Origin of the sequence: Chryseomicrobium excrementi (assembly GCF_002798305.1) — a bacterium.
Taxonomy (GTDB): domain Bacteria; phylum Bacillota; class Bacilli; order Bacillales_A; family Planococcaceae; genus Chryseomicrobium; species Chryseomicrobium excrementi.
Genome location: NZ_PCGR01000004.1, coordinates 69,059 through 89,743, shown reverse-complemented (window position 1 = coordinate 89,743; position 20,685 = coordinate 69,059). Strand labels below are relative to the sequence as shown.

General features: G+C 43.8%; 21 protein-coding genes. 11 read left to right on the top strand and 10 right to left on the bottom strand.

Annotation, left to right across the window (positions count from 1 at the left end):
• Window positions 1-134: 134 nt before the first annotated feature.
• A complete protein-coding gene (locus CQS04_RS11450) occupies window positions 135-551 on the bottom strand; it encodes a DUF4395 domain-containing protein (RefSeq protein WP_100354256.1) in 417 nt (138 codons plus the stop codon).
• A gap of 152 nt (window positions 552-703) precedes the next feature.
• Here CQS04_RS11450 and dapD point away from each other — a divergent pair, with 152 nt between their 5' ends.
• Window positions 704-1,417 carry a 2,3,4,5-tetrahydropyridine-2,6-dicarboxylate N-acetyltransferase gene (gene dapD / locus CQS04_RS11445; RefSeq protein WP_100354255.1) on the top strand — a complete coding sequence of 238 codons (714 nt, stop codon included), beginning with the start codon at window positions 704-706 and terminating at the stop codon, window positions 1,415-1,417.
• Window positions 1,418-1,421: 4 nt separating this feature from the next.
• A complete protein-coding gene (locus tag CQS04_RS11440) occupies window positions 1,422-2,546 on the top strand; it encodes an N-acetyldiaminopimelate deacetylase (protein WP_100354254.1) in 1,125 nt (374 codons plus the stop codon).
• Window positions 2,547-2,747: 201 nt separating this feature from the next.
• Here the strand turns inward: CQS04_RS11440 and CQS04_RS11435 are convergent, their stop codons facing one another.
• From CQS04_RS11435 to aroD, 3 genes are all read right to left on the bottom strand, one after another.
• Window positions 2,748-3,965, bottom strand: coding sequence for an ABC transporter permease (locus CQS04_RS11435; RefSeq protein ID WP_245858811.1), 1,218 nt, complete (start codon window positions 3,963-3,965; stop codon window positions 2,748-2,750).
• Window positions 3,949-4,878 carry an ABC transporter ATP-binding protein gene (locus CQS04_RS11430; RefSeq protein ID WP_100354252.1) on the bottom strand — a complete coding sequence of 310 codons (930 nt, stop codon included), beginning with the start codon at window positions 4,876-4,878 and terminating at the stop codon, window positions 3,949-3,951. Before CQS04_RS11430 ends, CQS04_RS11435 begins: the two co-directional genes overlap by 17 nt.
• A gap of 88 nt (window positions 4,879-4,966) precedes the next feature.
• A complete protein-coding gene (gene aroD / locus CQS04_RS11425; protein WP_100354251.1) occupies window positions 4,967-5,710 on the bottom strand; it encodes a type I 3-dehydroquinate dehydratase in 744 nt (247 codons plus the stop codon).
• A 144-nt stretch (window positions 5,711-5,854) separates the two neighbouring features.
• Between aroD and CQS04_RS11420 the strand changes: the two genes are divergently transcribed.
• Window positions 5,855-6,652, top strand: coding sequence for an alpha/beta fold hydrolase (locus CQS04_RS11420; protein ID WP_100354250.1), 798 nt, complete (start codon window positions 5,855-5,857; stop codon window positions 6,650-6,652).
• A gap of 190 nt (window positions 6,653-6,842) precedes the next feature.
• Entirely contained in the window at window positions 6,843-8,189 is a 1,347-nt protein-coding gene (brnQ, locus tag CQS04_RS11415; protein WP_100354249.1) for a branched-chain amino acid transport system II carrier protein, read from the top strand.
• 218 nt (window positions 8,190-8,407) lie between these two features.
• On the opposite strand, the gene CQS04_RS11410 is transcribed toward brnQ, so the two are convergent.
• A complete protein-coding gene (locus CQS04_RS11410) occupies window positions 8,408-9,034 on the bottom strand; it encodes a GntR family transcriptional regulator (RefSeq protein WP_342745777.1) in 627 nt (208 codons plus the stop codon).
• A 109-nt stretch (window positions 9,035-9,143) separates the two neighbouring features.
• Here CQS04_RS11410 and CQS04_RS11405 point away from each other — a divergent pair, with 109 nt between their 5' ends.
• The 3 genes from CQS04_RS11405 (at window position 9,144) to CQS04_RS11395 (ending at window position 10,945) form a co-directional block, all read left to right on the top strand.
• Entirely contained in the window at window positions 9,144-9,863 is a 720-nt protein-coding gene (locus tag CQS04_RS11405; protein ID WP_425430246.1) for an SDR family oxidoreductase, read from the top strand.
• 65 nt (window positions 9,864-9,928) lie between these two features.
• Window positions 9,929-10,381, top strand: a complete 453-nt coding sequence (locus CQS04_RS11400) for a TraR/DksA C4-type zinc finger protein (RefSeq protein WP_100354247.1) — start codon at window positions 9,929-9,931, stop codon at window positions 10,379-10,381.
• Window positions 10,382-10,561: 180 nt separating this feature from the next.
• Window positions 10,562-10,945: a DUF3221 domain-containing protein gene (locus CQS04_RS11395; protein ID WP_100354246.1), complete on the top strand. Its 384-nt coding sequence runs from the start codon at window positions 10,562-10,564 to the stop codon at window positions 10,943-10,945.
• 32 nt (window positions 10,946-10,977) lie between these two features.
• On the opposite strand, the gene CQS04_RS11390 is transcribed toward CQS04_RS11395, so the two are convergent.
• The 3 genes from CQS04_RS11390 to CQS04_RS11380 form a co-directional block, all read right to left on the bottom strand.
• Entirely contained in the window at window positions 10,978-11,280 is a 303-nt protein-coding gene (locus tag CQS04_RS11390) for a rhodanese-like domain-containing protein (RefSeq protein ID WP_094943146.1), read from the bottom strand.
• Between the two features lie 35 nt (window positions 11,281-11,315).
• Window positions 11,316-11,576: a metal-sensitive transcriptional regulator gene (locus CQS04_RS11385; RefSeq protein ID WP_094943148.1), complete on the bottom strand. Its 261-nt coding sequence runs from the start codon at window positions 11,574-11,576 to the stop codon at window positions 11,316-11,318.
• Between the two features lie 134 nt (window positions 11,577-11,710).
• Window positions 11,711-13,843 carry an MMPL family transporter gene (locus CQS04_RS11380; protein WP_100354245.1) on the bottom strand — a complete coding sequence of 711 codons (2,133 nt, stop codon included), beginning with the start codon at window positions 13,841-13,843 and terminating at the stop codon, window positions 11,711-11,713.
• A 194-nt stretch (window positions 13,844-14,037) separates the two neighbouring features.
• Here CQS04_RS11380 and fumC point away from each other — a divergent pair, with 194 nt between their 5' ends.
• Window positions 14,038-15,414, top strand: a complete 1,377-nt coding sequence (fumC, locus tag CQS04_RS11375) for a class II fumarate hydratase (protein ID WP_100354244.1) — start codon at window positions 14,038-14,040, stop codon at window positions 15,412-15,414.
• Window positions 15,415-15,443: 29 nt separating this feature from the next.
• On the opposite strand, the gene CQS04_RS11370 is transcribed toward fumC, so the two are convergent.
• Together CQS04_RS11370 and CQS04_RS11365 are read right to left on the bottom strand one after the other, a co-directional pair.
• Window positions 15,444-15,716 (bottom strand): hypothetical protein, encoded by a 273-nt coding sequence (locus CQS04_RS11370; RefSeq protein WP_100354243.1) that lies wholly within the window; start codon window positions 15,714-15,716, stop codon window positions 15,444-15,446.
• On the bottom strand, window positions 15,713-16,888 hold the full coding sequence (locus tag CQS04_RS11365; RefSeq protein ID WP_100354242.1) for a class I SAM-dependent methyltransferase: 1,176 nt from the start codon (window positions 16,886-16,888) through the stop codon (window positions 15,713-15,715). The genes CQS04_RS11370 and CQS04_RS11365 overlap by 4 nt, the downstream gene beginning before the upstream one ends.
• A 128-nt stretch (window positions 16,889-17,016) precedes the next feature.
• Between CQS04_RS11365 and CQS04_RS11360 the strand changes: the two genes are divergently transcribed.
• From CQS04_RS11360 to hflX, 3 genes are read left to right on the top strand one after another with little or no spacing between them, the layout of a single operon-like run.
• Window positions 17,017-18,612 (top strand): AMP-binding protein, encoded by a 1,596-nt coding sequence (locus CQS04_RS11360; RefSeq protein WP_100354241.1) that lies wholly within the window; start codon window positions 17,017-17,019, stop codon window positions 18,610-18,612.
• Window positions 18,613-18,658: 46 nt separating this feature from the next.
• Window positions 18,659-19,399, top strand: a complete 741-nt coding sequence (locus tag CQS04_RS11355; protein WP_100354240.1) for a VOC family protein — start codon at window positions 18,659-18,661, stop codon at window positions 19,397-19,399.
• 13 nt (window positions 19,400-19,412) lie between these two features.
• Window positions 19,413-20,678: a GTPase HflX gene (hflX, locus tag CQS04_RS11350; RefSeq protein ID WP_100354239.1), complete on the top strand. Its 1,266-nt coding sequence runs from the start codon at window positions 19,413-19,415 to the stop codon at window positions 20,676-20,678.
• The last annotated feature ends 7 nt before the right edge of the window (window positions 20,679-20,685 follow it).

Here is a 20,685-nt window from a genome sequence, read left to right as displayed (position 1 = left end):
AAGCAACCAAAAGGCACAAACGAGTCCGCTCAAGTCACATAAGAAAAATTTAGGGTACAAACAAAGCCTCTAAGGGAACAAAGCACTCCAAACAAAAAAACTGCTGACCCGTTTCGGCCAACAGTTTATGAAAGTTATGAAGAAACGCTACGACGGTATTTCCATTGCTGATACTGGAAGCGAATGAAGCAGCCTACACAGAAGCCGGCAAGAGCAATAGATGCTGCAAGGCCGACCATGATGCTAGCAGCTACAAATAAAACCGTGCTACCGATCAATCCGCCGACAATCGCAGCTGCAAGAAACCCAACAGCCATCATTTGATTAAATCGAAGTTGTCCCACATCTTCTTGGACATATGAAGAAAGGGGCTGTTTCAACAATTTTTTAGCCGGAGCTAATATTGGGTGGAAGCCCGTTGCTAAACTGATTCCGTTTGCTAGGAATGGAATCAGAAGTGGCCAAATAGACTGTATACTTAGTGCCGCAACGACTGCGAGCACGATGATCCATTGATTGAGAGTTACGAGAGGTTTTGGAATAGTTTTCATTTAAAACCCACCATTCTTGTATGAATTATAGTATTTAAACTATACAAATTTTTTTGATGAAAGTAAATGACTTTGCTCAAATGTATAAAAATACGTGATAAATCAACTTTATTCTTGTACAATAGGCATTATAACTTTAGGGAGGTAGTGCAATGAAGCAACTAGATGCTTACGAAATCATTTCATACATTCAACACGCAAAAAAATCTACTCAAGTGAAGGTCTATGTCAACGGAGATAACCTAGCAGATCTTTCATTTGGTGAGCATACAAAAGTATTTGGTGACGGCAACTCTCGCATTCTTTTTGGTGAATGGGCAGAAATTGAACCTGCTTTAGAAGCAGCAAAAGATCAGCTTACAGATGTAGTGATTGAAAATGAAAGCCGCAACTCAGCGATTCCACTACTCGATTTGAAATCCATCAATTCTCGTATTGAGCCAGGTGCCTTTATTCGTGATCAAGTGCATATCGGCAACAACTGCATCATCATGATGGGCGCTGTCATCAATATCGGTGCGTCTATCGAAGACGGTACGATGATTGACATGGGAGCCATCCTCGGGGGTCGCGCCACTGTCGGTAAAAACTGTCATATTGGGGCAGGAGCAGTATTAGCAGGCGTTATCGAGCCACCATCTGCAACACCAGTTATCGTAGAAGACGATGTGTTGATCGGTGCAAACGCCGTTGTATTAGAAGGTGTGAAAATTGGTAAAGGCTCTGTTGTAGCAGCAGGAGCGGTTGTTACGAAGGATGTACCAGAGTACACAGTAGTAGGTGGAACACCAGCGCGCGTCATCAAAGAAATCGACGACAAAACGCGTTCGAAAACAGAAATCATGCAAGAGCTTCGCCAACTGTAGGACGATGCAAAATCTACTAGAACTTCGTCGTCGTTTGCATCAGATTCCGGAGCGTGGCTTTGAGGAATGGAAGACCAAGCAACTAATAGAGGAAACCTTGGCTTCTTTTCATCAACAGCATCTAGAAGTGTTTTCTTGGCGAACGGGTTTCATTGTAAAGATCAAGGGGACCCATCCTACGAAGACGATTGCTTGGAGAACCGATATCGACGGTTTGCCGATAGAGGAACAGACGGGACTTGCCTTTGCGAGTCAGCATGCTGGTTTTATGCATGCATGTGGGCATGATGTGCATATGACAGTGGCGCTGCATTTAGTCGAAGCGCTTGCGGAACGTCCCGCCAAGGACGATGTGCTCGTGTATTTCCAACCTGCTGAAGAATCACCTGGTGGGGCTCTGCCGATGCTTTCATGGGTAAAAGAGCAGCATCCGGAACTCATTCCAGATGAGTTTTATGCTCTTCATGTGGCGCCTGAGTTGCCTGTTGGGGTAATTTCAACCAAGCCTGGCATCTTGTTTGCCAATACTTCAGAGTTGTACATTGATTTGTATGGAAAAGAAGGGCATGCTGCGTTTCCACACCGCACGACGGATATGTCCGTAGCAGCAGCCCATCTACTCATTCAATTGCAGTCCATCGTCAGCCGGTCCGTTGATCCGCTTCAACCGAGTGTAGTCACGATCGGCAAGATGACTTCAGGGACAGTGCAAAATATCATTTCAGGTCATGCTCGTCTCGAAGGGACGATTCGCACGTTCGACGCAGACGTGATGGCTCAGGTAAAAGACAGAATTGAAGCGATCTGCCGAGGAGTGGAAGCAGCCTTTGACTGTCGAGTCGCGATTGATTATGGTTCTTCGTACCATCAAGTGTACAACCATCATGAACTTGCCGAAGCATTTAGAGACTTTGCGGTTCAAGACTCAGATGTGACGTATAAAGAGGCGAAAGAAGCGATGACAGGGGAAGACTTTGGCTACTTCTTGGCTGAGATACCTGGCGTGTTGTTCTGGGCAGGGGCGCAGACAGAGTATGGCCTGCATCATGCCAAGATGGCACCGGATGAAGCGATGCTTCCGGTCACAGCTCAATTTGTGGAGCGCTGGATCCGTTCGCGGGCCGAGTAAGCAGAAAACCCGACCATTCGTGGTCGGGTTTTTGTTGCTTATGGTGGGTGAGCGGTCGTTCTGGAGCAAGCGGCGTGCTTTCTACGACATGAAGGCCGATTTCTAGAACATCAAGCTTCATTTCTAAGACATAGAAGTCGATTTCTAAAGCATGTAAACTTATTTGTAGGTCCGAAAAAGAACAGGCGGAACTTCGCCTGTTCATGTCGTATGTTTAAAGACTGCTTTAAATTTCGAGAAAATACCGCCTGTCGTGTACGTCAACACACTGCGTTTATAGAAATGCATGGTGAAGAAGAACAGACCAACAACTGTTGCCGTGAGGACTAGGAAGGACAATCCAGCTTCCCACAGTGGCATATCCGTCGCTCCGATGCGCAGTGGCATCACCATTCCAGATGAAAACGGCAAGTACGAGAACACTTTGATGAGCATTGTATCGGGATTGAAAGAGCCTGTGATCAGCACATAAAATCCACTTAGAGCCATCATCATTGCTGGAACCAATGCTTGGCTCGCTTCTTCGACTTTAGAAACAAGGGAGCCTAGGAGAGCACCAAAAATTAGATAGAACAACAACGTCATTAATAGGAAAGCGCCCGTATACACAGCGTAAGCCACAGATAAATCTTCTAAAAGCGTCTGAAGGACTTCTAACTGAGCACCGCCATCCGCTACTGTCAGTAAGAGTATAGCCACTACAGCGACTGCCGCAAGTTGCGTGAGCGCCACGAGTAAAGTTCCCACCACTTTGGCAAGAAAATGTGTCGTCGGTTTGATAGTAGCAAGTAACACTTCTAACACTCGTGATCCTTTTTCAGATGCCACATCAGATGTGATCATGGACAAGAACGTCATCACGAAGAAGTAGATGAGAAACCCAACAAAGTAAGAGACACCAATACCTGCTGCTTTTTCACTTTCGGATTTGCCGTTAGTAGCTTGTTCATTCACAAGTTCATAAGAAATAAAAGCTTGAGCACCTAAAACTTGTTCTGCCTGCTCGGCACTCAGATTCATCTGCTGCACAGCGTATAGTTTTCCTGCATAATCCAACTGAGAAGACAGCGTGTTTTGTGTAGTGAAGGAAAGTGGTTCATATGTATAAATCGTAGCTGCGAGTTGTCCTTCGTTATCTTCAAGATGGATTGCAATATCGAGCTCTTCTGCGTCAACTTGTTCTTTAGCCTCTTCTAAAGAACCATCGAACTCGGTGATTTCTAAATCGTCACTCTCTACAATCAGTGCTCCTGCATCCGAAGCTGTTTCATCGACGATGGCCACTTGCATCGGTTCGTCGCTGAAGAGTAGGTCACTGATGTTATTCCAGAATACGACACCTGCGATGACTACTGTATAAAGAAGAATAGTGAGCATGAAGGACTTGGCTTTCACTTTCTGCTTATAAAGTTGTTTCACCAAGAGTAGAAATTTGCTCAACCGGTTCACCTACTTTCAGTTTAAAGATTTCGTCAAGAGACAGGTAGTCTAGGCTAAAACGTTCTACAAAGGACCCGTTTGAGATATAGCGGAATAATGCTTCTCCGTAGGATTCATCTTCAAGTGTCAACACAAGATGGTCTTTCTTTTGTAGAACCGATACGACACCGGGCTGTTGACTAAGTTCATCTGCCGAGTGAGCCGAGCGAACGGAGAGTTTGATCTTTCCATACGACTTCTTCAAATCAAGCAAACTCCCTGAAAACAGTGATTTCCCGCGCTTCAATAAACATAGATGATCGCAGAGTTCTTCTACGTGATCCATTTGGTGGCTAGAGAACAAGATGGTAGTTCCTTGTTGCTTTAGGTGTAAGATGGCATCTTTAAGTAAGTCTTTATTGACCGGATCCAGACCACTGAAAGGTTCATCTAAAATCAAAAATTCCGGACGGTGGATGAAACTCGCAATCAGTTGGACTTTTTGCTGATTTCCCTTTGATAGTTTTTCAGCCTTCTCTTTCCGCTTTTCATCGAGTTCAAAGCGTTTAATCCAGTATTCCACTTCAGGCTTCAAGTCTTTGCGTTTCTTCCCGCGAAGCTCCCCGAAAAAGTAGAGCTGTTCTTCTACAGGCATAGTAGGGAAAATGCCGCGTTCCTCAGGTAAATAGCCAAGTAAGTCCCGATTTATTGCATTCATCGGTTTGCCATCCCAGCTGATCGTTCCATGTGTAGTTTCCTGTAAATCTAAAATCATGCGGAAGGTCGTCGTCTTGCCTGCTCCATTCTGACCAATCAATCCAAAAGATTCACCTTTTGGGATGGTAAAACTGAGCTGATCGACAGCTTTAAAGTTTTGATAGGTTTTCGTTACATCTTCAATTACCAAGGTCATCGTAGTCACTCCTCTCTGCTTATTGTACGGAGGACGAAATAAAAAGTTTCATAAAAAAAGAAACCAGCGGACTGGTTTCTCAAGATAGTTATAGAAGAAGTTGCTTCATTAGGTCTACCGGCAATTGCCCTGGTGCTGATGGGGAGGAGCCTGCAGCAAATGTGGCACAAGATCCGAAATGGTGTCCACCAAGTCTAGTGATGGCTCCGAGGTCTCCCATTGCCATAACAAGAAATGGACGGTCTGCATAAAGCGTCTTCATCTGATCTGCCGCATCGAGGAGGCACAGGACGTCATGAGCACGCTTGGGCATGACAGCTAGTTTGCCAATGTCCCCATTGATAAACTGCATCTCTCGCAATCTCCAAATTAATTCTTCTTTTGGAGGTGTCTTTTCAAAATCATGATTGGAGACAATGACCTTACATCCTGCTTGGTGGATGGCATGTATCAAGTCTTTAACATCTTCAGAAAACAATTCCACGTCTATGAAGTCGCACAATTGGGTGCTTGCGATTTGGAGCAAAAGGTCCTTATAAGCATCGGAGCGAAGCCGCCCGTGTCCACCTTCTTGCACCGTTCTGTATGTAACAATTAAGGGAGAAGGGAACGTCAATTCACGGATTAATGACAAGGTTTCGAAGATATCACTTTGATCATGCACATCCACGAAATCCAATCGCCACTCCCAGATATCTGGTTGCTTTTGAAGTAAATGCTCTATTTCTTGTTGTAGTTTTTGTCGCGTGGCACTGATTAAGGAGACAATAATTTTTGGTTTTCCTTGTCCAATCTGAACATCGCGTACTTCAACAGTCTTCACCTTTTTCACCCACTATTCGTTTTCTTTCATCCTAGCACAGAGTTTCCTTTGAAACTAGGCATTTAGTTGGATAATAGTCAGAAAATTTAATGTGTGAGAAGGTTTAGAGAAGGGAATACACCTACTAACAAAACGAATAGGGAGGTTGATTGAATGAATCATCACGAGCTCTCTTCTGACGGAATAGCCTATACGGTAAAAGGAGAAGGAGAACCAGTCGTTTTCTTGCATGGATTTTGTGGAAGTCGTCATTACTTTGAACCTGTTGCAGCTAGTTTAGAGCCTCACATCAAAGCTTACTACATAGATCTTCCAGGGCACGGGGATTCTAAATCAATGCAGTACCACACGCTTGAAGATTATGTAGAGCTGCTGCATAAATGGAAATTAGAGCTTGGACTTGAGAAAATGACTTTAATAGGGCATTCACTCGGAGGCTATTTGACGCTAGCTTATGTAGAACGCTATCCAGAACACGTTTTAGGATTTGGCTTAATCCATTCCACTGCTTTTCCCGATTCTGATGAAGGCAAAGAAGGTCGTGATAAAGCTATACAAACGATTCAAAAAGAAGGGATGAAATCGTTTGTTGAAGGGCTAGTTCCTAAATTATTTGATAAATCATTTGCGAAAACCCACCCAAAAGTGGTGAAGCGAGTTCTTGATATTGCCTATAAAACAGATGACAAACAAGCCATTCGTTTTTTAAGAGCGATGCGAGATCGGAAAGATCGCCGTCATATTGTTACAGAAGACTCTTTTCCACAACTTCTCGTTGCAGGTCAAACGGATGAAGTGGTTCCCTCGTACAAAACATTTATTGGAGATTCAAAACGAGCTACTGAAAAAGTGATTGAAGATGCAGCCCACATGAGTATGTACGAACGGCCTGAATTACTGAGTTGCATTATAAATGAATGGTTGAATAGCCTGTACGCGGTGCATAAGTAGGTTTTCTTTCCATATTAAAAAGGAACTGGAATGACTCTGGTTCCTTTTCATTATGCAAAAAATTGCAAGGCTATGGTGAAAAGTATGAAAAAACTGATAATGGTTGCTTTTTTATGTTTTGTCTAGTATTATCGAAACTTGAGCGAATATGCAATATATCAATTAGAAAATAGAAAGTTGAGGGTTTTAGATGAACGAACGATTATCCTTTTCGAATCAGTTAGTCATCGGTATCATGTTGTTTGCACTGTTTTTTGGTGCTGGAAACTTAATCTTCCCAGCTAGTCTTGGTCAAAATGCCGGGACAGCGTTATTTTTTGCAGTACTAGGATTCTTAATCACGGGTATTGGACTGCCTTTCTTAGGAACACTTGCAATGGGCTTTTCAGGGAGCCGCAGTTTACAAGACTTGGCAGGGCGGGTACACCCGTTTTACGGGATTGCGTTCACAGTAGCGCTCTATTTAACTATTGGGCCTTTCTTTGCATTACCACGAACAGGGGCGGTAGCTTATGAAATTGGAATTCAGCCATTTGTAAGCGAATCTTTCGCACAAACGGGCTTGTTACTTTTCACAATAGTCTTTTTCGGAATCACGCTCTGGTTGTCTTTAAATCCAACAAAGATTGTGGATCGTGTCGGAAAATATTTGGCTCCAATCATCATTATCGGGTTAGCTATTTTAATTCTAGCTGCTTTGTTTAACCCAGTGGGATCCTTCACAGGACCGACAGAAGCCTATCAAACGAACGCTTTCATGACAGGATTCACTGAAGGCTATAACACGATGGATGCTTTGGCTTCTCTAGTATTCGGAATTATTGTAATTGAATCTATCCGTCGTTTAGGTGTGACTTCTACAAAGGGTGTTTTAAAAGTCACTGCTAAATCAGGAGGAATTGCTGTATTGTTCCTAGGTTTGATTTATGCAGGGGTAGCATATCTTGGAGCTACAACTACAGAAGCATTTGGGATTTTTGAGAACGGGGGGCCTGTTTTAAGTACAGCAGCAGATTATTACTTTGGTGCAATAGGTCTTGCAGTTCTGGCAGTGGTTATTATCGCAGCATGTTTAACAACAGCAATTGGTTTAACAACAGCAACAGCTGAATATTTCCATGATCTATTTCCTGCGATCAGCTATAAAACATTCGCTATCTTCTTTATCGTGTTAACGACCATTTTTGCAAACTTTGGTCTGTCTTCGATTATCACGTATTCGATTCCAGTCCTGTTACTTCTTTATCCATTAGCTATTACGTTGATCTTATTGACGTTTGCAGCTCCATTATTCGGTCATCAACGTTGGGTATTTGCAGCAGTGACATTTGTTACTTTCCTGATTAGTATCGTGGACGGTTTGAAAGGATTCTTCGGAGAAGCAGCCCCAAGTTGGTTGGCGTCAATCGTTTCTGTGTATGATTCTATCCTTCCGTTCTATGGTCTTGGACTAGGATGGTTAATTCCTTTCTTGATTATCGTCGTAATTGGGATTGTCACAGCTCGAATGACTTCAACGCCTACGACAGCAAACTAAAGAGATTGGGACATAACAAGTGTGTTTTATCAAAAATAGTAAATACAGATACATTTAAAAGAGTGCAGGGGTGACTCCAGCGGGATAAAAAGCGGAAGCTGAGACCTTGGCTCAGCCCGCGCCCGCGGAACGCTTCCCCTGCACTCAAAATAATATACAAAAAAGGAGTTTCTCGTGATGTCGAGAAACTCCTTTTTGCTTATTTTTGTCGCAGCCTCTTATAGTTCTTCTAAAGTGTAGAGCCAGTTATCTGTCATCAACGCTGCCAATTCCTGAGTCTGTTTTTCTTTATACAATTGAATTAATTTTGCATGAGTCTCGATAGAAGACTCACGTAAAATGATTTTCTCTGAATAGAATAACCGACGTACATGAGCCTGTAGCATCTCTACGATTTGTGAGATATACGGGTTGTTTGCTGTGTCAATGATGATTTGGTGGAACTGCTCATCGATTCGTAGTGCTTCTGTGAAATTCTTAGCTTTTAATGACTCCGCAAACTGACGGTTTTTCTCTTCTAACTCCTCGATGATTTCTTCTGTCATATGAGGTGCTGCCAGCTCGGTTGCTAACGCTTGTAGCGAGGCAAGAGGCGGTAACAGATGGTTGATATCATCTTTTTGAACAGGAGTCACTTGAGTGGCACGTCCTGGTTGCATAGTGACAAACCCTTGAGACTCTAAGAGTTGTAACGATTCACGAATCGGAGTGCGGCTGACTCCAAGTGCTTGTGCCAGTTCAATATCGTTGAGTTTTTCTTCTGGCTGTAAGGTGCCATCAATGATCCAGTTTAGAAGCTGGTGATAGGCATGAAGTTTCGCTGTTTTACGTATTGGTTTACTCATATCTGATGGAATGGGCATATCGGTACAATCCTTCCTCTATGTTCACACTGTAATTCTATTATACAATATATTCTGTAAAGATGTGCAGGAAACGAGAGGAGTGCTTGGAGTGAAGACAATTATCGTGACAGGAGCAGCAAATGGAATTGGAAAAGCGATTGCTCAGCTTTTGGATGCAGAAGGATATGCGACCGTTTTATTAGACCGAGATGAAAAACAAGGAGAAGCTCTAGTACAAGAGTTAGAGAACAGTGTTTACTATCCACTTGATTTGATGGACGCCAAACAAATAGACGCTACGTTTGCGAAAGTTTTCAAAGAACATGGCACTCCGTATGGGTTAATCAACAATGCGGGCATCAGTAAGTTTTCCGACTTTTTCAGTTTGACACTTGAGGATTGGCAAGAAGTGATTCAAACGAATCTCACAAGCATGTTCCAGTGCAGTCAACTTGTCGCCAAAGAGATGAAAGATACAGGCGGCGTGATTGTAAATATGGCCTCGACTCGAGCCTTTATGTCTGAACCGGATACAGAAGCCTATGCCGCTTCAAAAGGAGGCATTGTTGCATTGACACATGCACTTGCTCGAACTCTTGGACCTTATCATATTCGAGTCAACAGTATTGCGCCTGGTTGGATTGAAACAAGTGACTATGAGAATTTGCGAGCGATCGATCATGAGCAGCACTTGTCTGGTCGCGTAGGGAAACCTTCAGACATTGCTCGAGTCTGTTCATTCTTACTTGATGAGCGCAATGATTTTATTACTGCTGAAAATTTTGTGGTCGATGGTGGCATGACTCGGAAGATGCTTTATGAACACTGAGTTGTTTTAGAAAGAACGAGACCGGGTATTCTCTGTAGTAATTGAGTACAGAGAGGAAGAGGGCTATGAACTACGAACCACTTAAAAAACAATTAGAAGAACGACGCGCAGAAATTTTAGCGCACCATGATTCTCAAGAAGAGTTTGAGACAACGGAACTCTCTAATTACGATAATCATCCAGCAGATAATGCAACGGATTTAACAGATCAGCATACTCAGATGGCGCTAGAACGTCATGAAGAAGAAGAGCTCGAGGCAATCGATGAGGCACTTCAAGCAATGAAAGAGGGTACATACGGAACTTGTCAGGTTTGTGGAAAGAAGATTCCGTATGAGCGACTTGAAATTGTACCAACAGCATTAACTTGCGTAGAACATGCCGATCAATCCCCTGATGATCATCGTCCAATAGAAGAAAAGATTTTAGATGCGGCTGCTGAACGAGAAGATATGGACAACAGCTTTGAAGACGTTGAAGATTTCGGTAGCTCCGATTCGCCATCAGATAAAGAATAAATGAAAGGACCTACGGATAAAGATGCAGGTCCTTTTCGTTAGGAGTAAATTCACCTATACTAGAAGGAAGAAAGGATGATGGATATGCCTACATGGTTTATTGCCCTAGTCATTGCTGTTGTCATCACGTTTGTTATTATTACAGAATGGATTACTCGTAGAGATTAAGGAGCGACCGGAATGAGTGGGAAAAAGTTAGCAATTGCCTTAGTGATTGGTGTGGTAGTAGTAGTGGGCTTGATCATGACTGCCGTCTTCGCCTTCTTCGCTAACAATCCGACCCAACAAGGAAAAGAAGGGTCAAATGAATTTACAGGATACGTATTGGCGATTCAAGATGATCGGATGCTAGTGGTATCAGGAACTGCTGAAGAAATTGAAGGGGTAACGCCTGAGACTATTTTGGATTCGGGCCTTCCTGCTATTTGGTTCAGCGTAACTTTGGATCAAAAAAACAAAGTACAGGTGGGGGATGAAGTTCGAGTCACTCATGAAGCAGTGGCAGAGTCCTACCCTGGACAAAGTGCTGCCGTATCAGTAGAACCTACTGTTGGCTTAGATTAAAAAAAGACCCCGAGGGGTCTTTTTTGCGTTTCTTAACCTTGTTTTGTTTCGCCTTCCCACTCTAGCATACCGCCAGACATGTTCGTTACGTTGTACCCTTGGCTATCTAAGAACATCGTCGCCTGACCACTGCGGCCACCTGAACGGCAGACCATGATGTATTCTTTGTTTTTGTCTAGTTCGTTCATACGGAACTCAAGAACACCTAGTGGGATGTGTGTGATTCCGTCAATGTGTCCAGAAGCTACCTCATCCGCTTCACGAACATCGATTAAGTTTAATTGTTTACCTTCTTTTAATTGCTGTTCTACTTCTTGTGGTGTGATTGTTTTCATCTACACTCGCTCCCTTTGTATGAATAGTTGTTGGATTAGCGGCTGCGAACTAAAAGTTGCACCGCTTCTTTTACATAGGCATCGGATGACTCGCCGTCTTCTTCCGCTTTGCGGACACAGGACACAAGATTTTCACTGACGATGACGCCAATCGTACGATCGATTGCAGAACGAGAGGCAGAGAGTTGGGTAATAATATCCTTACATTCCTGCTCTTCTTCCATCATCCGGAGAATTCCGCGCAACTGGCCTTCAATGCGTTTAATCCGGTTTTTTGTCTTTGCATCGTATTTCATGATCTACCCTCCCGGAGTGCTTCATTGCAGAAAAGTATAGCACAAAAGATTTAGGATGCCTTGTACAAACTATATTATACCTATAGGGGTATATAGTCAAGCGGAAAACACCGCTCATTTCTGAGCGGTAGATTTTAGTGAAGGCCTCCTGCTTTGTATGGACCTTTACGGAACGGTAGCCACCAATTCCACTTGCCGAAAAGCTTCATCAAGCTTGGTACTAATAGCAACCGGATGATAGTAGCATCGATGGCAATCGCGATAGCAATTCCAATTCCGATCTGTTTCACGGGCATCACATCAGTGAATGCGAAGGCTCCGGTAATAACAATCATAATTAAAGCTGCTGAAGTAATGATTTTACTTGTAGACACAAGTCCAGTAATAGTAGACGCTGTATTGTTTTGGGTCTTTACGTATTCTTCTTGAATCCTTGAGATTAAGAATACTTCATAGTCCATACTGAGCCCAAATACTAAGCTAAAGACAATGACAGGGATGATCAGTGCTATCTCCGTTTCCGGTAGACCAAAATGGCCATACTGGAAGATGTACACAAGGATTCCGAAGGTTGCACCGAGTCCGATGATGTTCATCAAGATCGCTTTCAACGGAATCAATAGGGAACGGAACGCAATCATTAAAATGATGAACGTCGACCCTAAAATAATTGCGAGCAATAAACCAATTTTGCTCGCAATTTCATCAAAGATTTCTTGATTGAACTTTGGTTGACCACCTATTGAAACATCATAATCGAAAGTACGGTCACCAAAATCTCGGACCCACTCTTGAGCTTCACTTGAGGCACCTTCATAATCAAGGGTCACTGGGATGAAAAGCAGCTCGTCTTGTATGAACCCTTCAAAAGCGGGCTTAAGAGCAGCGGCAGCTTCAGGAACTTGCAGTTGTTGTTCAAGTGCTTCCGGAGACGGGATCTCTGTGGCGGTATAGATAGTCGCTACATCTTTTACCCCATCCTCTTCTCTAAGAAGTTCTTGCAAATCATAAATATCTGCTCGCGCTTCTTCAGAATCCCAACCGTCTTCGCGTTCCGCTAATAAATAAACCGTCGATTGCTCTCCGAATCCAAATGTGTCATCCAGTAAATCATAGGATTGACGAGACTCATACTGTTCCGGCAACGAGTCGACTTGAGGAATAGAAAGCGACATGTTCTTTACAGGAATGATGGCAATGCCAAGTAATACGAGAGCCACTACAATCAGTGCCACAGGACGCTTCATGACAAATGCCGCAAACTGTTGCCAGCGAGAGCTTCCACCAGGACGTACTCGAAGAATCGTCCATTTGTTGATGCGATCTCCAATCAACATAAGTAAAGAAGGTAGCAATGTTAGTGATGATAGCACAGCCAGCGTCACGACAAGCGTTCCACCAAGAGCGATATTCATAAAGATGTCTACTTCCATGACAAGCATGGCCCCAAGCCCAATGAATACACAGATGGCTGAAAAGATGATGGAACGACCTGACGTCCTAACAGCTGTCTGAACTGCATCAGTAATAGATTGGTGGAGCCGTTCTTCTTTATAGCGATTGATAAATAGCAAAGCAAAGTCAATACTGAGAGCTAATCCAAGCATTGGTATGATATTTAAAATAAAGATCGACAAATCTAATGAGCCACCGAGCACTCCTAAAATTCCGAGCGAGATCACGACTGTCATAATCCCGATAATTAAAGGGATGAACGAAGCCATAACACTTCCGAATGCTAATAGTAACACGACAATGGCAATCGGTAGACCGATAGCTTCGGCACTAGCCAAGTCTTTTTGACTGGCAGTATTGATATCTTTGTTGATGACTGGACCGCCTGTTATAGAGACGGACTCTTCTTCATCTGCAATAGCTCGGATGTCTTCCACTATAGTTGGCAGATCATCCGTTTCTCCAGTGAAGTGGATTTGAGCGTATGCAATATCGCCTTCACGTAAGTTGTCGTCTTCTAGTGGAGAGACGATTTGATCTGCAACATTTAGATCCTCAACAGCGGCTAAAGAACCTTCGATTATCTCATCTGAAGAGCCATCAAATACCATCAGTACCGTGTCTTTAGGGATATCGAATTTTTCAGTCAGCACTTCCATGACTTGTTCGTGCTCGCCGTCCGTGCGGAATCCGTCTCCCTGGAGTTTATCAGGAAGTTGAATGGCAAAGTAGACGGAAGCAATTAATAGCAGTACCCAAGAAGCAATGATGCTTTTATAAAAACGCGTGACAAACGCGGCGAGAGCTTTCACAGCCGTTCCTCCTTATTTGAGTCAAGTTACCTTATTATTCTACTCCAATCGAAACGATGAATCGAATTTAAACCTCCTGTTTGGAGAAGCCACATTGATTGTACCGCTCAGAAATGAGCGCTATGATAAAAGGGAAGTCTCTACAGGACTGGTCCAATTCAGCTTGTAGACAGTGAGAATAGGGAGGGTTTTGAATGGAATATCGGATTGAAAAGGATTCAATGGGTGAAATTCAAGTGCCTGCGGACAAACTGTGGGGAGCCCAAACGCAACGAAGTAAGCAAAACTTTAAAATTGGAACAGATACGATGCCACTGGAAGTCGTTTATGCCCAAGCTACAGTAAAATCGGCAGCAGCTGAGGTCAGCTATTCTTTAGGAAATCTATCTGAAGCTAAGCGCAATGCCATCGTCCAAACAGCGGAAGAAATTCGCTCTGGTAAATGGGATGACCAGTTTCCACTAGTGGTATTTCAGACAGGTAGTGGGACTCAGACCAATATGAACGTCAATGAAGTGATTGCCAATCGAGGCAATCAGTTGTTAGAAGAACAAGGCTCGGAGGAACGACTCCACCCAAATGACGATGTCAACAAATCACAGAGCTCAAATGATACGTTTCCGACTGCACTTCACATCGCAGGGGTTGTTGCAGTAGAACAACGCTTATTACCGGCAATCAATGCTTTGCACAAGACGCTTGAACAGAAATCTAACGAGTTCATGTCGATTGTGAAGATAGGACGCACGCATTTACAAGATGCTACGCCTCTGTCCCTAGGCCAAGAGTTTAGTGGATGGGTCCGGATGCTTGAGAAGTCGAAGCAGATGATTGAAACGGTCCTGCCGTATATGAGAGAACTCGCTATTGGAGGGACCGCAGTTGGTACCGGGATCAACGCACCAAAAGAATTTGGTGATTTAGTAGCAAAAGAGATCACACGTTTAGAAGGCACGGAGTTTGTATCTGCGAAGAACAAATTCCATGCGCTGACTTCATATGATGATGTAGTGGCCGTACATGGTGCTATAAAAGGGTTAGCAGCCGATTTGATGAAGATTGCAAATGATGTGCGTCTTCTTGCAAGTGGTCCCCGGTCTGGTATTGGGGAGTTGACCATTCCGGCAAATGAACCAGGTAGCTCCATCATGCCTGGGAAGGTGAATCCAACTCAGAGTGAGGCGATGACAATGGTGGTCGCTCAAGTAATGGGGAACGATACGACGATTTCGTTTGCGGCAAGCCAAGGGAACTATCAACTCAATGTGTTTAAGCCTGTGATCATCTTTAATTTCTTACAGTCTGTTCGATTGTTGTCAGATGCTATTCATAGCTTTAACGATAACTGTGCTGTTGGGATTGAACCGAATCAAGACGTTATCAGCCGCCACGTTGAGAATTCTTTGATGCTGGTAACGGCACTTAATCCGTACATCGGCTATGAAAATGCAGCGAAGATTGCGAAGTACGCGCATGAGAACGGTACGACATTGAAAGAAGCGGCACTGCATTTGGAACTGCTGACGGAAGAACAGTTTGATGAGTATGTGCAGCCACAAAATATGATATAAAAAAACCGCCACTTGGCGGTTTTTTGCTTTTACATAGTAGATCGGATGGTGTAGTAGATAATGACAAACGACAGAATGATAACGACATTCCAAATCGTATAAGTGGTTTTGGAAATCGGACGATCTAAGGCCTTCCAACGATTGACGATGACAAAGAGAACAGCCGTTAAAGCAATAGCTATCAGCACAGTAATCCAACCAGAGAGTTCTAAAGTGGTACTTACTAGCAATGCTATGAAAACAGCAGGGATCAAAATCGCTCCGTTCACCAGTTTGCGAATGGTCCAAGTAGACGGGTTCATGTCAGAACTCCTTTCAATTCCGTATCTAGCTCTTTTACAAGAAACGGCTTCGCCTGCAAGAAACGTAAGAACGCAGCTGTTTCTTCAACAGTCGATTTCTTCGGCTCCTGACCTGTAAAGTACGCGCGGATTAAAATGTTTTTAGGTGTGTTCTCCAGGTTTACGAATTCAACGAGCTGCGTTTCGTAACCCACTAAATCGAGGACTTGCGCACGAATCGAATCTGTAGCTAAAGACGCAAAGCGCTCTTTGATCAAGCCATGGCGAAGCATGACGTTCAGTTCAGGAGAATCGAGCTGGGTGAACAATTCATGTTGACAGCACGGTACGCTTAAAATCACTTTTGCTCCCCATTTCACGGCACGCGCAAGCGCCATGTCTGTTGCGACGTCACACGCATGAAGGGTTACGACCATGTCCACTTGTTGTGCTTCGTTGTAATCCGTAATATCTCCCACTTCAAAATGGAGTCCTTCATAATCAAGCTCTCGAGCCAACTGCTCGCAATGCGCAATGACGTCTTTTTTTAAATCGAGGCCTGTGATGTGAACCTCGTAGCCTTTTAACTCTCTTAAATAGTAGTATAGAGCAAACGTCAAATACGATTTACCGGAACCGAAATCGATGATGTTAAGAGGTCTGTCTGTTGGTAAATAGGCAAGTGAGTCTTCAACAAATTCCACAAAGCGATTGATCTGTTTGAATTTGTCTTGTTTTTGACTTTTGATTTTGCCGTCTTTCGTCTGAACTCCCAGATGCACAAGAAACGGGTGAATCGTGTCGGGATCCAATACATAATTCTTTTTCCGGTTATGTGACAACTGAGAAGGAAGAGATTCTTCATTTGCTGCATTTTTCATCGTTACTTTTTTCTTCTTAGACAGTTGGATATGTGTGGATTCACCTGCCCAAGTAATCTGAAATTGACGGTACTGCTCGAGAAGTTCCTCTACTTTACGAGAGATATCTTCAAGCGTGATGTTTTCATGAGTGATTGTCTGGTCAAAATGATATTCCAGTTGAATATGGTAAATCCCTTTGATTTCAATCGGTTTCCACTTGATTTTTGTGGCTGTATCCGTTTTAAGTCGTGGTTGACTGATGACAGCTCTAATGAGTTGGCGGTCCTTCAACCGAGTCGTGAGTTCGCTTTGTAGTTCTTGTAGTTCCATAGAGGATCCTCCGTTCAATCAAGTTCTGTAGTTCATCATAGCACACTCAAAATTTGGGAGGGAATCGAAAGTCTCGTCAGAATTTTGTGATAATATAAAAGAGACAACATGACAAAGGGGAGATTGTTTTGTTTAATGAATTGACGATTGGGGAAGTACTTCGAAAAACAGCTAAAAGCTTTCCAAAGCAAGAAGCCTATGTCTATCCGGAACATGGAATTCGGAAGACGTATCACGAGTTTGACCAAGAGACAGACCGATTAGCGAGAGCGTTTATGGCCCTAGGTATTCAAAAAGGGGAGCATGTGGCCATCTGGGCAGATAACAAGAGAGAGTGGCTATTGACTCAGTTCGCTACAGCCAAAATAGGAGCTGTCCTTGTAACAGTCAATACGAGCTATCAAAAGAAAGAACTCGAATATTTGCTTCAGCAATCTGATAGTACGACGCTGCTGTTGGCAGATGGATTTAAAGGAACTTCTTATATTGATATCGTGCAGCAAGTAGCAAAGGATCATGTACCCCATTTAAAACGCACTATCTTGCTGAATGATCAAGATGTCGAAGGAATGATGAAGTGGTCTGAGCTTGAAGCGTTGTCAGATCAAGTGACAGTAGAGGAGCTTGAAGAGCGGTTCCACTCCTTGTCCAATGAAGATGTCATCAATATGCAGTACACTTCTGGGACGACTGGATTCCCAAAAGGGGTTATGCTATCGCACCGGAATATCGTCAATAATGCACAACTAGTCGGGGATTACATACATTTGACGGAAAATGACCGCTTGTGTATCCCTGTACCGTTTTTCCATTGTTTCGGGTGTGTTATGGGAACGCTATCAAGTGTTATCCACGGAACTACTATGGTTATTGTGGAGCAGTTCCATCCCAAAAAAGTGTTGCAAGCTGTTCAAGATGAGCGCTGTACAGCACTTTACGGAGTACCTACGATGTTCATCGCAGAATTGAACGAACCGGACTTCGCACAGTTTGATTTGTCGAGCTTACGGACAGGCATTATGGCGGGCTCGATTTGTCCTATGGAAGTGATGAAAAAAGTGATACAAGATATGGGCGCCAGCGAAATCACGATAGCCTATGGGCAGACGGAATCTTCTCCTGTCATTACGCAAACGAAGACGGATGATGCAATCGAAAAACGAGTAAGTTCCGTAGGACGCGCGCACCCTGGTGTAGAAGTGAAAATCATTGATCCGGCAACTGGAGAAGAATCACCAGTGGGAGTACCCGGAGAATTGTGCACTCGAGGATACCTGGTGATGAAAGGCTATTATAAAAATGAAGAAGCAACAAAACGTGCTATTGATCATCAAGGGTGGTTGCATACCGGAGATATCGCTGTTATGGATGAGGACGGTTATATCGACATCACAGGTCGGATCAAAGATATGGTGATCCGTGGAGGAGAAAATATTTACCCGAAAGAAATCGAGGAATTCCTTTATCAGCATCCAAATATTCAAGACGTGCAAGTCGTAGGTATACCAGATGCTAAATACGGAGAAGAACTAATGGCATGGATCATAGTGAAAGAAGGGCATAGTCTTACTGAAGCAGATGTCCGAGAATTTGCTCGTGGCAATATCGCACATCACAAGATTCCGCGCTATATCGAGTTTACGGAAGGGTATCCGATGACCGCTTCTGGTAAAATTCAAAAGTACATGCTTCGGGAACTAGGGCAACAAAAAGTGACAAATTAAGGCGTTATTTCCCGGGAAATAGACACCAAAAGACAGGAGAGAGTTTATGCATCTAGATCACATCGTTCACTTTGTGACCGCATCACCTGAAACTATGAAAATTAAAGCGGACACCGCTGGATTTAAGAGCGTGCTTGGGGGGAAACATGCGCAGTGGGGGACAGCCAACACACTTTCTTTCTTAGCATCGAGCTATATTGAATGGTTATCACTTCAGGAGCTATCGGTAGCTGAGAGTGCAGATCATCCGTTGACCCAGCTATTACTGCATGACCGTCCAAATGGTCCTGGATTTGGCACCATCTGTTTGCGTCCTGATTCGATTGAAGATGTATGGGAGAAGTTTCGACAAAAAGGGATAGCGACAACAGATGTCTTAAATGCTTCACGGGAAACACCGGCTGGGGAAGTATTGCGCTGGAAAATGCTTTTTGTAAGGGAAGAACCATCAGATCAAGTGCCACTGCCATTTTTCATCGAGTGGGAGCAGACTCAAGACCAAAAATATTCAGACTTAAAGGCTGCGGACCAACTTCCGGATCACGTTGAGCAGTTGCAGGTGAAGCATCTGATTCTTTCTACAGATGATCCAAACGCTACTGCAAAAAAATGGGCGGAGTTGTTTGATGCAAAGGTAGAAGACAATGAAGTTGTGTTAGACAATACCCGGTTACAGTTTGTAAATTCGGCCGGAGGACCTGGTCGCCTGCAGCGAGTTGACATTGCAGGGACGGGCACGCACAATACGATAGAGATAGAAGGCGGGACGTATACATTCCTGCCGTAGGAGGTGTCCGTAAATGGAACAACAAAAAAGAGACAAAGCCATATTAGTAGGCGTGCAAAAGCAGCTGGATCATCATTTTGACTATGAAATGGAAGAGTTAGAGAACTTAGCAGCTGCCATCGACATTGAGACCGTTGGAATCGTCACGCAAAACTTAGAGCGAATCCATGCTGGTACTTATGTAGGCACAGGAAAAGTAGAAGAAATCGGACTATTATTTGAAGCAATGGAAGCAGACCTCGTGATCTTTAATGACGAACTGTCTCCTTCACAGATTCGTAACCTGGAAGCAGTATTAGAGTGCGAAGTCATGGACCGCACGATGCTGATTTTAGCTATATTCTCTCGCCGTGCAAAAACGAGAGAAGCGAAGCTACAAGTAGACCTTGCACAACTTCAGTATATGTTGCCGCGCCTTGTAGGGCTTCGTGCTTCCTTATCTCGTCAAGGTGGAGGAACAGGTGGCGGCTTTAAAAACCGTGGTGCCGGGGAGACGAAGTTAGAGCTCGACCGTCGTAAAATTGAAGAACAGATTTCTCGCATCAAACGAGAACTCGAAACTGTAAAAAGCCAGCGAGATACGCAGCGCAAGCGCCGACAAAAACAAGGACTACCGGTCGTGTCATTAGTCGGGTACACGAATGCAGGGAAGTCTACAATCATGAATCAAATCATGCAAGTGGCGGGTAAGGAACAGAAGCAAGTGTTTGAGAAGGATATGCTGTTCGCTACGCTTGAAACATCGGTGAGACAGGTGAAGCTAGAGGATCAGAAACAGTTTTTACTTACAGACACAGTTGGCTTTGTCAGCAAGCTGCCGACTCATCTTGTGAAAGCTTTCCGCTCTACACTTGAAGAAGCGCGCGATGCGGATCTTTTACTTCATGTGGTGGATGTGTCAAACGAAGAATACCGTTACATGATGGACATTACCAACAAAACGCTAGACCAGATTGGTGTAGAGGACGTGCCTACTCTTTATGTGTTCAACAAGAGTGACAAGGCAGACCGAGAGTATCCAGTTTATCAAGACGATCAATTGTGGATTGCTGCAAAAGAAGGTGCAGGTATACCAGAGCTAATTGACCAAATTAAAGACCGTGTGTTCCAAGATTATCAGACGCTGATGTTACGGATTCCTTTTGAACAAGGAGAAATTGTCGATTATTTAAATACGCATGCGAATGTACTCGAGACGGAGTATGACGAGCAAGGTACGCTGATGACGGTAGAGCTGTCAGCAAAAGATGCGGCTCGACTTTCTAGCTACTTGCATTAAAAAAATC

What these genes read in the sequence shown, in the direction of transcription:
- CQS04_RS11450 (WP_100354256.1), bottom strand. Translation starts at nt 551, where the DNA reads ATGAAAACTATTCCAAAACCTCTCGTAACTCTCAATCAATGGATCATC.
- dapD (WP_100354255.1), top strand. Translation starts at nt 704, where the DNA reads ATGAAGCAACTAGATGCTTACGAAATCATTTCATACATTCAACACGCA.
- CQS04_RS11440 (WP_100354254.1), top strand. Translation starts at nt 1,422, where the DNA reads ATGCAAAATCTACTAGAACTTCGTCGTCGTTTGCATCAGATTCCGGAG.
- CQS04_RS11430 (WP_100354252.1), bottom strand. Translation starts at nt 4,878, where the DNA reads ATGACCTTGGTAATTGAAGATGTAACGAAAACCTATCAAAACTTTAAA.
- CQS04_RS11420 (WP_100354250.1), top strand. Translation starts at nt 5,855, where the DNA reads ATGAATCATCACGAGCTCTCTTCTGACGGAATAGCCTATACGGTAAAA.
- brnQ (WP_100354249.1), top strand. Translation starts at nt 6,843, where the DNA reads ATGAACGAACGATTATCCTTTTCGAATCAGTTAGTCATCGGTATCATG.
- CQS04_RS11410 (WP_342745777.1), bottom strand. Translation starts at nt 9,034, where the DNA reads ATGAGTAAACCAATACGTAAAACAGCGAAACTTCATGCCTATCACCAG.
- CQS04_RS11400 (WP_100354247.1), top strand. Translation starts at nt 9,929, where the DNA reads ATGAACTACGAACCACTTAAAAAACAATTAGAAGAACGACGCGCAGAA.
- CQS04_RS11395 (WP_100354246.1), top strand. Translation starts at nt 10,562, where the DNA reads ATGAGTGGGAAAAAGTTAGCAATTGCCTTAGTGATTGGTGTGGTAGTA.
- CQS04_RS11390 (WP_094943146.1), bottom strand. Translation starts at nt 11,280, where the DNA reads ATGAAAACAATCACACCACAAGAAGTAGAACAGCAATTAAAAGAAGGT.
- CQS04_RS11385 (WP_094943148.1), bottom strand. Translation starts at nt 11,576, where the DNA reads ATGAAATACGATGCAAAGACAAAAAACCGGATTAAACGCATTGAAGGC.
- fumC (WP_100354244.1), top strand. Translation starts at nt 14,038, where the DNA reads ATGGAATATCGGATTGAAAAGGATTCAATGGGTGAAATTCAAGTGCCT.
- CQS04_RS11370 (WP_100354243.1), bottom strand. Translation starts at nt 15,716, where the DNA reads ATGAACCCGTCTACTTGGACCATTCGCAAACTGGTGAACGGAGCGATT.
- CQS04_RS11365 (WP_100354242.1), bottom strand. Translation starts at nt 16,888, where the DNA reads ATGGAACTACAAGAACTACAAAGCGAACTCACGACTCGGTTGAAGGAC.
- CQS04_RS11355 (WP_100354240.1), top strand. Translation starts at nt 18,659, where the DNA reads ATGCATCTAGATCACATCGTTCACTTTGTGACCGCATCACCTGAAACT.
- hflX (WP_100354239.1), top strand. Translation starts at nt 19,413, where the DNA reads ATGGAACAACAAAAAAGAGACAAAGCCATATTAGTAGGCGTGCAAAAG.